The sequence below is a fragment of the Paraburkholderia hiiakae genome, from assembly GCF_904848665.1.
GTDB lineage: Bacteria > Pseudomonadota > Gammaproteobacteria > Burkholderiales > Burkholderiaceae > Paraburkholderia > Paraburkholderia hiiakae.
This window is the reverse complement of record NZ_CAJHCQ010000007.1, coordinates 76387-88595: the sequence shown is the minus strand read 5'-3', so window position 1 is coordinate 88595 and position 12209 is coordinate 76387. Positions and strand designations below refer to the sequence as shown.

The following is a 12209-nucleotide window of genomic DNA, read 5'->3' as shown; positions in this document are numbered from 1 at the left end:
CAGTGTGAGACTGGATGCGCGAGCGAGGCTCGCGCTACAACGCGAATTACAGGTCGAGCAGCAGGCGAGCCGGATCTTCCAGCGCGTCCTTCATCGCGACCAGCGACAGGACGGCTTCGCGGCCGTCGATGATGCGGTGGTCGTACGACATCGCGAGATAGTTCATCGGACGGATCACGATCTGGCCGTTCTCCACCACTGCGCGTTCCTTCGTGGCGTGCACGCCGAGGATCGCCGACTGCGGCGGGTTGATGATCGGGGTCGACAACATCGAGCCGAACACACCGCCGTTCGAGATCGAGAACGTACCACCCGTCATTTCTTCGATCGACAGCTTGCCGTCCTTGGCCTTCTGGCCGAATTCGGCGATCTTCTTCTCGATATCGGCGAGGCTCATCTGGTCTGCGTTACGCAGGATGGGCACCACCAGACCGCGCGGCGAGCCGACAGCGATACCGATGTCGAAGTAGCCGTGGTAGACGATGTCGTTGCCGTCGATCGACGCGTTGACGAGCGGGAACTTCTTGAGGGCGTGAACCGCAGCCTTCACGAAGAACGACATGAAGCCGAGCTTCACGCCATGTTCCTTCTCGAACTTGTCCTTGTACTTGTTGCGCAGGTCCATGACCGGCGCCATGTTCACTTCGTTGAACGTCGTGAGGATGGCGTTGGTTTGCTGCGACTCGAGCAGACGCTCGGCGATACGCGCACGCAGACGCGACATCGGCACGCGCTGTTCCGGACGGTCGTTGAGCCAGTTCGCAGCCGATGCCGGTGTGCTGACTTGCGGCAGCGAGGGCTTGGCGGCAGCTGCGGGCTTCGCGGCCGGTGCAGCAGCCGGTGAGGCCTTCGGTGCACCTGCGCCGAGCACGTCTTGCTTCGTGATGCGGCCGTCACGGCCCGTGCCGGCGACGTCGCCGCCCGCGAGGCCCTTCTCGGCCATCAGCTTGGTCGCTGCGGGCGATGCCACCGTGCTGCTCGCCGTCGATGCGGCGACAGCAGCAGCCGGTGCAGCTGCGGGAGCAGCAGCAGCCGGGGCGGCAGCGGCTGCGGGAGCCGCAGCGGCGCCAGCCTTGGCTTCCGTATCGATCCTTGCGATCACTTGATCGGCAACAACGGTGTCGCCGTCATTTGCCACGATCTCGGCCAGCACGCCGGCAGCCGGCGCGGGGACTTCGAGAACGACCTTATCCGTTTCCAGCTCGATGAGGATTTCGTCCTGAGCGATTGCTTCGCCCGGCTTCTTCTTCCACTGCAGCATGGTGGCTTCCGAAACCGACTCCGAAAGCTGGGGGACCTTCACTTCTACGATAGCCATGTGATTTTCCTGAATACTTTATCGGGGACATCCCCGTATGACGAACCGGGTCGCGCACTTGAGCGCGGGAAAGCGCGCTTTGAATTCACACGCTTTCCCGGTTCGGTTGCTCTAGTGCTTACTTCGCGACCTGCGCGCCCTTCAGGCGGCCGAATGCACCTTCGATCAGCGCTTTCTGCTGCTCGTAGTGCTTCGCGTAGTAGCCAACAGCCGGCGATGCGGAAGCAGGACGGCCGCTGTACGCGAGCTTCATGCCTTCCTTCATGCCTTCCTTCAGGTGGTGCTCGATGTAGAACCACGGGCCTTGATTCTGCGGCTCGTCCTGCACCCAGACCACTTCGGTCGCGTTGTCGTACTTCTTCAGCTCCGCTTCGAACTGCTTGTGCGCGAACGGATAGAGCTGTTCGATACGGATGATCGCGACGTCGTTCGCCTTCGCTTCGCGGCGATGCGCGACGAGGTCGAAGTACACGCGGCCCGAGCAGGCGACCACGCGCTTGACCTTCTTCGCGTCGATCGTTTCGTCCACTTCGCCGATGACCGGCTGGAACGTGCCCTTCGCGAGCTCCGACAGATCCGACACGGCTTCCTTGTGACGAAGCAGCGACTTCGGCGTGAAGATGATGAGCGGCTTGCGGAACAGGCGGATCATCTGGCGGCGCAGCACGTGGAAGATCTGAGCCGGCGTGGTCGGCTGAACGACCTGCATGTTGTGCTCGGCGCACAGCTGCAGGAAACGCTCGATACGCGCCGACGAGTGCTCCGGACCCTGACCTTCGTAGCCGTGCGGCAGCAGCATCGTGAGACCCGAAACGCGGCCCCACTTCACTTCGCCCGACGAGATGAACTGGTCGATCACGACCTGCGCACCGTTGACGAAGTCGCCGAACTGGCCTTCCCACGCGACGAGCGTGTTCGGTTCAGCGGTCGAGTAACCGTATTCGAAGCCCAGCACTGCCTCTTCCGACAGCACCGAGTCGATCACCGTGAACTGAGCCTGGTTCTCACCGATGTTCTGCAGCGGCACGTACGTGCCGTCGTCCCAGCGCTCGCGGTTCTGGTCGTGCAGAACGGCGTGGCGGTGCGTGAACGTGCCACGGCCCGAGTCCTGGCCCGTCAGGCGAACTGCGTAGCCCGAAGCGACCAGCGACGCGAATGCGAGGTGCTCGCCCATGCCCCAGTCGAGCTTCGCTTCGCCCTTGCCCATCGCGCGGCGGTCGTTGATGACGCGCTCGACCAGCGGGTGAACCTTGAAGTTCTCGGGGATCGTGGTGATGCGTTCAGCCAGACGCTTGAGTTCGGCGAGCGGCACTGCCGTATCGGCGGCGTCGGTCCACTTGCGGTTCAGGAACGGAACCCAGTCCACCGCGTACTTGCTCTTGTAGTTCGAGAGCACGGGATCGACCGTGTGGTGGCCTTCGTCCATCGCGGCGCGGTAGGCCTTGACGTAGTTGTCTGCGTCTTCAGCCGTGATCACGCCCTGCTGCACGAGCTTCTCGGCGTACAGCGCACGGGTGCCCGGGTGCTTCGCGATCGTCTTGTACATCAGCGGCTGCGTGACCGCCGGCGTGTCCTGCTCGTTGTGGCCGAGCTTGCGGAAGCAGATGATGTCGACCACGACATCCTTGTGGTACTGCATGCGGAATTCGACCGCGAGCTGGATAGCCAGCACGACCGCTTCCGGATCGTCGCCGTTCACGTGCAGCACCGGCGCTTCGATCATCTTGACCACGTCGGTACAGTACAGCGTCGAACGCGCATCGCGCGGGTCGGACGTCGTGAAGCCGATCTGGTTGTTGATGACGATGTGCAGCGTGCCGTGCGTGCCGTACCCGCGCGTTTGCGCGAGGTTCAGCGTTTCCATCACCACGCCCTGGCCTGCGAAGGCCGCGTCGCCGTGGATCTGCACCGGCAGCACCTGCAGGCCGTCCGCATCGCCGCGGCGATCCATACGGGCCTTCGCCGAACCCTCGACCACCGGGTTGACGATTTCGAGGTGCGACGGGTTGAACGCGAGCGACAGGTGGACCGGACCGCCTTCGGTTGAGACGTCCGACGAGAAGCCCTTGTGGTACTTCACGTCGCCTGCCGGCAGGTCGTCGACGTGCTTGCCTTCGAATTCGGCGAACAGGTCAGCCGGCATCTTGCCGAGCGTATTGACCAGCACGTTCAGACGGCCACGGTGAGCCATGCCGATGACGATTTCCTGCACGCCCTTGGCGCCAGCGTGACGAACGACTTCGTCCATCGCGGCGATGAAGGACTCGCCGCCTTCGAGCGAGAAGCGCTTCTGGCCGACGTACTTGGTATGCAGGAAGCGCTCGAGGCCTTCGGAGGCCGTCAGGCGCTGCAGGATGTGCTTCTTCTTGTCGTTCGAGAAGTTGGGCGTCGAGCGGATCGACTCGAGACGCTCCTTCCACCAGCGCTTTTGTTCAGGATCGCTGATGTACATGTACTCGACGCCGATCGTACCGCAGTACGTATCGCGCAGCGCCTTGACGATCTCGCGCAGCGTCGCGCGCTCGAACCCGAAATACAGGTTCGTGGCGCTGAACGTCTGGTCCATGTCGGCTTCGGTGAAGTCGTAGAACGCAGGCTCGAGCTCGGGGATGTTCGGACGTTCGCGACGCTTGAGCGGATCGAGATTGGCCCATTGCGAGCCGAGGAACCGATAAGCGCCAATCAGGGACTGAACGTAGACTTGCTTGCGCGCCGTGGCGAGATCTTCGCCGGCACCGCGCGGAACAAATGCGTTGGCCTTCGCGCGTTGAGCGAAGGATTCGACGATCGGCCCGTGGGCGATGTCGTTGTCGGCCGTGCCACTCGACGACGGCACGTTTTGCAGTGCGTCGAAGTATTCACGCCAGGTGTCCGGAACGGACGCAGGGTTGTCAAGATATGCTTCGTATAGCTCTTCGACATACGGAGCATTGCCGCCGAACAGATAGGAGTTCAGCTGGAATTGCTTCATCGTTTCCGACATTTACGCTCACCTTTCTTCGAGTTTCTCGAGAAATAGCGGGTTACTCAACCTTCCGCGCCACGGCCTGACCGTTTAGCGGATTGCGAATCAAGTCTGCTTGGAAGGACCTAAATCATGCATCCGCGGAGTATAGCGCATATGCGCATCTCTCTACAGGATGCAATGCGACCGAACACCACGCGGGAACCCTTTTTCTATGGGCCCTTGCGGCATTCGCAACGCTCTCTTCCCGCACCGCAATGCAATCTCCGCCAGACGCAAAAAAGCCGCCCATAAAGCGGCGGCTTTTCTGTGAGTCTGTTTACATTGCAGTGCGGAAAAAAGCGATAAAACTGCAAATTACTCGGCAGCGCCTTCGCGGCTTGCGCGGCGACGCTCGTGCTCTTTCAGGTGACGCTTGCGCAGACGAATCGATTGCGGCGTGACTTCCACGAGTTCATCGTCGTCGATGAATTCCACTGCGTATTCAAGCGACATCTGGATCGGCGGCACGAGGCGCACGGCTTCGTCGGTGCCCGAGGCGCGCACGTTGGTGAGCTGCTTGCCCTTGATCGGGTTCACGACGAGGTCGTTGTCGCGGCTGTGAATACCGATGATCATGCCTTCGTACAGCGCGTCGCCCGGCTTCACGAACATGCGGCCGCGGTCCTGCAGCTTCCACAGTGCGTAGGCGACGGCGGCGCCGTCGTCCTGCGAGATCAGCACGCCGTTGCGGCGCTCGCCGAGCGTGCCTTCCTTGATCGGGCCGTAGGCGTCGAACACGTGGCTCATCAGGCCCGTGCCGCGCGTGAGCGTCATGAACTCGCCCTGGAAGCCGATCAGACCACGCGCCGGAATGCGGTACTCGAGACGCGTGCGGCCACGGCTGTCCGAAGCCATGTCGAGCATTTCGCCCTTGCGGCGGCCCAGTTCTTCCATCACGCCGCCCTGGTGGGCGTCTTCGACGTCCACGGTCAGCATTTCGTACGGCTCCTGCTTCACGCCGTCGACTTCGTGCAGCACCACGCGCGGACGCGACACGGCCAGCTCGTAGCCTTCGCGGCGCATGTTTTCGATCAGGATCGTGAGGTGCAACTCGCCACGGCCCGACACTTCGAACGTGGTTTCGTCGCCGGTGTCCTTCACGCGCAGCGCGACGTTGTGGTTCAGTTCCTTCGTGAGGCGGTCGCGGATCTGGCGGCTCGTCACGAACTTGCCTTCGCGGCCTGCGAGCGGCGACGAGTTCACGAGGAAGTTCATCGTGAGCGTCGGCTCGTCCACCGTGATCATCGGCAGCGCTTCGGGGGTATCGACCGCGCAGATCGTCGCGCCAATGCCGATGTCTTCAATGCCGTTGATCAGCACGATGTCGCCGGCTTCGGCCGATTCGACCTGCACGCGCTCCAGGCCGCTGAACGACAGCACCTGGTTGATCTTGCGATTCATCACGTCGCCGTCCGGCCCGAAGCGCAGCGCCACCGGCTGACCCGGCTTGATGCGGCCACGCTTGATGCGGCCCACACCGATACGGCCGACATAGGTCGAGTAGTCGAGCGAGGTGATCTGGAGCTGGAGCGGACCTTCCGGATCGGCGTCGCGCACCGGCACGTGTTCGAGGATCGCCTCGAACAGGGGACGCATGTCGCCTTCGCGCGCGTCGGCGGAGAGCGATGCGTAGCCATTCAGGCCCGAGGCGTACACCACCGGGAAGTCGAGTTGCTCTTCGGTCGCGCCGAGCTTGTCGAACAGGTCGAACGTCTGGTTGATCACCCAGTCGATACGGGCGCCCGGACGGTCGATCTTGTTGACGACGACGATCGGCTTCAGGCCGAGCGCGAGCGCCTTCTTCGTGACGAAGCGCGTTTGCGGCATCGGGCCTTCCACGGCGTCGACGAGCAGCAGCACCGAGTCGACCATCGAGAGCACGCGCTCCACTTCGCCGCCGAAGTCGGCGTGGCCCGGGGTGTCGACGATGTTGATGTGGGTGCCTTCGTACTCGACCGCGCAGTTCTTCGCGAGAATCGTGATCCCGCGCTCTTTTTCGATGTCGTTCGAGTCCATGACGCGTTCGGCGATCTGCTGGTTGTCGCGGAAGGTGCCGGACTGGCGCAGCAGTTGGTCGACGAGCGTGGTCTTGCCGTGGTCGACGTGGGCAATGATGGCGATGTTGCGAAGAGCGCGGGACATAGGAACCTGGGTACAGTTGAGTGCGCCGCGCATGCCCTGCTGGCAGGCCCGGCGAGGGCGCGCGGCCGCCGCTTCGATCCACCCCGGACTACTGCCGGCGGGTCAATTCAGCATCGCTGCAAATGGCGCACTTTTGGGAACCTGAAATTATAGCACGCGCAGATGAATTGATCCTGCGCATATCAGGGAGCACCCTGGATCGGGGTGACCAGCGTCGCAACCGCACAACGTGCGCGACGCGTGCGACGGGGCGCCGGACGTCCGGCGGCCAGATTGGCTGACGTTTCAGCCCGGCGCAGTGGAAGCGGCGCAACGCCAGAGAAATCCGAACCGGCGCGCCACCCATTGCGCATTCTCCCATGCCCGCGGGGCCGAATTAAGCCCCTACTCTGCAAAGGTTTCTCGGCAAAGGCAGAATAAACCTTGCCGCGTCAACTAACCGGCCCTATAATCCCTGCCTGGTCAACCATTGCAGTCGCAGCAGAATCATGACGGATCCGACTCCCACGCCACCGCCCGAAGTCCGCGACTATGACCTGGGCGAGAGCGTTGGCTACCTGATCACGCGGGTGAAATCGACCATGTCGAACATGGTCACCCAGCGCGCCGTTGCCGAACTCGGCGTAACGAGCCAGCAGGCCAGTATCCTCTTCATGGTGGCGAGCGGCAAATGCCTGCTCGCGGCCGAACTCGCCCGCGAATACGGCATCGACGCAAGCGCCGTCACGCGGCTCGTCGACCGACTGGAGAAGCGCGGGCTCCTGAAGCGCGTGCGCAGCTCCGAAGACCGTCGCGCGGTACACCTCGCGCTCACCCCCGAAGGCCTTGCCATCGCCGCGCGCATGCCGGCGATCTTCCGCAGTGTCACGGAGCATCTCTCTGCCGGATTCACGCCTGAGGAAGTCGGCTTTCTGAAGAGCATGTTGCGGCGAATTCTTTCGAATAGCTGCGAAGCTAGCCAGAGTTCGACCCCGAATCCGCCCGAGAATTGATGACGGGGCAAGCAAATTTGAAATCGCCGAACAAGAAAATAGCTGCATCGTCCAGTATCACCACACACTCTCACGCATCGAGACGAGCAATGAAATCCCAAACCGAGTTTGCGCCAGTTCCGGCCGTGCGGGCGCTGTCCTGCCGGGCGGCGGTCGCCGCCGCGGTCGCGGCGCTCGCCCTTTCGGGTTGCGCGAACTACATCGGCATCAAGAGCGACAAGACCATCGATCAGCCGCAGCAGTTCGAAAGCTCGCAGAGTATTCCGGCGCAAGGCGGCCAGTGGCCCACGCTCGACTGGGCGACCCGGTTCGGCGACCCGCAGCTGCCCAAGCTGATCGACGAGGCGCTCGAAGGCAGCCCGACCATCGCTCAAGCCCAGGCGCGCCTTGCCAAGGCCTCGTCGTACATCGAAACCTCGCGCTCGGCGCTCTTCCCGAAGGCCAACCTGAGTTATTCGTGGACCCGCGAACTGTACTCGGCCAACGCCCTCTTCCCGCCCCCGTACGGCGGCACCTGGTATAGCGAGAACAACGTGCTTGCCAGCGCCTCGTGGGATCTGGACCTCTGGGGCAAGAACCGCCAGCGCCTCGCGCAAGCCGTGTCCTCGCAGCGTGCCGCCGAGGCGGACATGCAGCAGGCGCGCATCACGCTCGCCTCTTCGGTTGCGCGCACGTACAACCAGCTCGCCCAGCTTTACGAACTGCGCGACATCGCCGTGCACGAGATCGACAACCGCAAGACCATCGGCACGATCACGAACGGCCGTGTGGCGGCGGGGCTCGATACCAACGTCGAGAAACAGACCGCGAACGGCAACATCGCGACGAGCCAGGCCAACCTCTCGCAGATCGACGGCCAGATCGAAACGACGCGCTACCAGCTCGGCGCGCTGCTCGGCAAGGGCCCGGACCGCGGCCTGCAGATCGCGCAGCCGGTGCTCTATCCGGCTGCCAACGTCGCGCTCCCCGACAATCTGCCCGCCGACCTGCTCGCGCGCCGCCCCGACATCGTTGCCGCGCGCTGGCAAGTGGAAGCCGCGATGCACGACGTGAAGGAAGCCAAGGCCGAGTTCTACCCCGACGTGAACCTCGCGGCCGGCTTCGGCTTCGATGCGTTCGGCTGGGGCAAATTCCTGAACTTCACGAGCCGCCAGGCGCAGCTTGGGCCGGCGGTGCATCTGCCGCTCTTCGACGCGGGCGCGTTGCGCGCGCAACTGAAGGGCCGCTACGCCGACTTCGAGCTCGATGTGGCGAACTACAACCAGACGCTCATCGGCGCCTTCCAGGATGTAGCGACCGACGTGTCGACGATCCGCTCGGCCGACAAGCAGCTCGTGGACGCCGATCGCGCACTCGACGCGTCGACCAAAGCCTGGCAGCTCGCCGTGATTCGCTACAAGGCGGGGCTCTCCGAGCAGCTTCAGGTGCTCACCGCCGACCAGAATCGCCTCGCCGCGGAGCAGACGGTGTCGAACCTGAAAGCGCAGCGCCGCGACCAGCAGATGGCGCTCATCAAGTCGCTTGGCGGCGGCTTTGAAGCGCAAGGCGCGGGACTCACGCCACCGGCCGAAGTCGGCAGTGAAGCGCGCGGCCAGAGCGACGTGAACGGCGCACCGTGGCGCGGTACGCGCTCGCCGCAGAACGCGGCGGCATCGACGAACGCGGCAAACGCCGCGCCTACGCCGAATTGAGCGCCGAGCAGCACACAAACATCAAAAACTGAACGAACAGCACGCAAGCATCCGGAGATCCTTCCATGAGCACCCCCCAGCAGCCGGCGGCCAATCCGAAGCCGAAGCCGAACGCGAACAGCGGCAAGCGCAAGCGCATGATGACGCTGCTCGTCCTCGTGATCGTGATTGCAGCCGTTGCCTACGGCCTCTACTACTTCCTCGTCGCACGCTTTACCGAAAGCACGGACGACGCCTACGTGAACGGCAACGTCGTGCAGATCACGCCGCAGGTCACCGGCACGGTGATCGCACTGAAAGCGGACGACACGCAAACCGTGAACGTCGGCGATCCGCTCGTGCTGCTCGACCCCGCCGACGCGCGCGTCACGCTCGAGCAGACTGAAGCGCAACTCGCGCAGACGGTGCGCCAGGTGCGCGGGCTCTTCGCCGACGACAGTCAGTACGAAGCGCAAGTCGCGGTTCGCCAGTCCGACCTCTCGCGTGCGCAAGACGACCTGCACCGCCGCATGCAGGTCGCGCAGACGGGCGCCGTCTCGCAAGAAGAGATCTCGCACGCCCGCGACGCCGTGCGCAGCGCCGAAGCCGCGCTCGAAGCCGCGCAGCAGCAGCTCGCCGCGAACCGCGCGCTGACCGCGAACACGACCATCGCGAATCACCCGAACGTGGAAGCCGCCGCCGCCAAGGTGCGCGACGCCTATCTGGCAAACGCACGCAACACGCTGCCCGCGCCGGTTACCGGCTACGTGGCCAAGCGCTCGGTGCAGGTGGGCCAGCGCGTCTCGCCGGGCAATCCGCTGATGTCGGTGGTGCCGCTGAGCTCGCTGTGGGTCGACGCCAACTTCAAGGAAGTGCAGCTCAAGCACATGCGCATCGGACAGCCGGTCGAGATGACGGCCGACGTGTATGGCTCGTCGGTGGTCTATCACGGCAAGGTGGTGGGCTTCTCGGCGGGCACGGGCTCGGCCTTCTCGCTGCTGCCCGCGCAGAACGCCACGGGTAACTGGATCAAGGTGGTGCAGCGTCTGCCGGTGCGTATCTCGCTCGATCCGGAAGACCTCCTGAAGCATCCCCTGCGTATCGGCCTCTCGATGCAGGTGGACGTGAACATCCGCAACGACGCAGGCACGCAGCTCGGCAATGCGCAGAACACCGTCTACGAGACCGATGTGTTCGCCAAGTACGGTGCAGAAGCCGATGCGGAGATCGCGCGCATCATCGCCGAAAACGCCGGCCCGAATGCGCACAAGGCAGCCAGTAATGGTGGCAACAGCGGTGCCGGCAACGCTACCAACGGCGCGAGCCATGCAGCCGCCAAGGCGCAGGTGTCGTCCGCTCACGCGGCAAAGCCCGGCGCGAAAGGCTGATTGAAGTCCTGACAAAAGCACTCGCAAACGCCGGCGCGGGCTGATCCTCAGCCCGCGCCGCTTTGTTTCGCGTGCCCTCCAACAGGTCAACAAGAAAGGACGCAATGGCAGCACCACAACAACCCGTCGCGCATCCACCGCTACAGGGCGCGCAACTCGTAATCGGCACCATCGCGGTGTCGCTCGCGGTGTTCATGAACGTGCTCGACACCTCGATCGCGAACGTGTCGATCCCGTCGATCTCGGGCGACCTTGGCGTGTCGTCGGACCAGGGCACGTGGGTCATCACCTCGTTCGCGGTGGCCAACGCGATCTCGGTGCCGCTCACGGGCTGGCTCACCGACCGCATCGGCCAGGTGCGCCTCTTCATGGCGTCGATCATCCTGTTCGTGATCTCGTCGTGGATGTGCGGCCTCGCGCCCACGCTGCCCTTCCTGCTCGCCTCGCGCGTGCTGCAAGGCGCCGTGGCCGGCCCGATGATCCCGCTTTCGCAAACGCTGCTGCTCGCGAGCTATCCGCGCGCGAAGGCGCCCATGGCGCTCTCGATGTGGTCGATGACGACACTGATCGCGCCAGTGGCCGGCCCGATTCTGGGCGGCTGGATCTCCGACAACATCTCGTGGCCGTGGATCTTCTACGTGAACATCCCCGTCGGCATCGTCGCGGCGCTCGCCACGTGGGCGATCTTCCGCACCCGCGATTCGGTCGTGAAAAAGGCGCCGATCGACGGCGTGGGCCTCGCGCTCCTCATCATCTGGGTGGGCTCGCTGCAGGTGATGCTCGACAAGGGCAAGGACCTCGACTGGTTCTCGTCCACCACGGTCGTCGTGCTCGCGCTCACCGCGGTGATCGCATTCGCGTTCTTCGTGGTGTGGGAGCTGACCGCCGATCACCCCGTGGTCGACCTGTCGCTGTTCGCGCGCCGCAATTTCACGGGCGGCACGGTCGCGCTTTCGGTGGGCTACGGGCTGTACTTCGGCAACCTCGTGTTACTGCCGCTCTGGCTGCAAACCTCGATCGGCTACACCGCGACCGACGCGGGTCTCGTGATGGCGCCCGTGGGCTTCTTCGCGATCCTGCTCTCGCCGATCACGGGCAAGATCCTGCCGCGCACCGACCCGCGCTATATCGCGACAGCCGCGTTCGTCGTGTTCGCGCTGTGCTTCTGGATGCGCTCGCGCTACACCACGGGCGTGGACACCTGGGCGCTCACGCTGCCCACGCTCATCCAGGGCATTGGCATGGCGGGCCTCTTCATTCCGCTCGTGTCGATCACGCTTTCGGGCCTGCCTGGCCATCGCATTCCGGCGGCCTCGGGCCTGTCGAACTTCGTGCGGATCATGTGCGGCGGTATCGGCACCTCGATCTTCGAGACGGCGTGGGATCACCGCACGACGTTTCACCATGCACGCCTGACCGAAGTGGCGACACCGACGAACCCAGTCTTCAATCAGTCGATGCAGCAATTCCAGGGCGCGGGTCTCGATCCTTCCCAGGCGCACGGGCTCTTCGACCGGATGCTCTCGCAGCAGGCCGCGCAACTCGGCGTGAACGACCTGTTCTGGATTTCCTCGGTGATCTTCATCGTGCTGATCGCGCTCATCTGGATCACGCGGCCCGAGCGTTCCGGTGGTGCGGACGCGGGTGCGGCGGCTTCGGCGGCGCATTGAGATCGATGCGTTAGCGCTTGCG

At 64.0% G+C, this 12209-nt stretch carries 7 protein-coding genes; 4 read left to right on the top strand and 3 right to left on the bottom strand.

All coding sequences use genetic code 11. From position 1 onward, the window contains the following. Nucleotides 1-46 precede the first annotated feature (46 nt). The 3 genes from odhB to typA form a co-directional block, all read right to left on the bottom strand. Nucleotides 47-1318, bottom strand: a complete 1272-nt coding sequence (odhB, locus tag JMY28_RS15145) for a 2-oxoglutarate dehydrogenase complex dihydrolipoyllysine-residue succinyltransferase (RefSeq protein WP_201696756.1) — start codon at nucleotides 1316-1318, stop codon at nucleotides 47-49. A 118-nt stretch (nucleotides 1319-1436) separates the two neighbouring features. Further along, on the bottom strand, nucleotides 1437-4301 hold the full coding sequence (locus JMY28_RS15140; protein WP_201696755.1) for a 2-oxoglutarate dehydrogenase E1 component: 2865 nt from the start codon (nucleotides 4299-4301) through the stop codon (nucleotides 1437-1439). 339 nt (nucleotides 4302-4640) lie between these two features. Next, nucleotides 4641-6467, bottom strand: coding sequence for a translational GTPase TypA (gene typA / locus JMY28_RS15135; protein ID WP_201696754.1), 1827 nt, complete (start codon nucleotides 6465-6467; stop codon nucleotides 4641-4643). A gap of 488 nt (nucleotides 6468-6955) precedes the next feature. On the opposite strand from typA, the gene JMY28_RS15130 reads away from it, so the two are divergent. The 4 genes from JMY28_RS15130 to JMY28_RS15115 all read left to right on the top strand — a co-directional run bounded on the left by JMY28_RS15130 (nucleotide 6956) and on the right by JMY28_RS15115 (nucleotide 12187). Continuing rightward, the gene (locus tag JMY28_RS15130) at nucleotides 6956-7459 is read left to right on the top strand and encodes a MarR family winged helix-turn-helix transcriptional regulator (RefSeq protein ID WP_201696753.1); all 504 of its coding nucleotides are present in this window, start codon (nucleotides 6956-6958) and stop codon (nucleotides 7457-7459) included. 89 nt (nucleotides 7460-7548) lie between these two features. Beyond that, complete coding sequence (locus JMY28_RS15125) at nucleotides 7549-9150, top strand: efflux transporter outer membrane subunit (RefSeq protein WP_201696752.1); 1602 nt, start codon at nucleotides 7549-7551, stop codon at nucleotides 9148-9150. A 65-nt stretch (nucleotides 9151-9215) separates the two neighbouring features. Beyond that, on the top strand, nucleotides 9216-10517 hold the full coding sequence (locus tag JMY28_RS15120) for an EmrA/EmrK family multidrug efflux transporter periplasmic adaptor subunit (protein WP_201696751.1): 1302 nt from the start codon (nucleotides 9216-9218) through the stop codon (nucleotides 10515-10517). Between the two features lie 104 nt (nucleotides 10518-10621). After that, complete coding sequence (locus JMY28_RS15115) at nucleotides 10622-12187, top strand: DHA2 family efflux MFS transporter permease subunit (protein WP_201696750.1); 1566 nt, start codon at nucleotides 10622-10624, stop codon at nucleotides 12185-12187. Nucleotides 12188-12209: the final 22 nt, after the last annotated feature.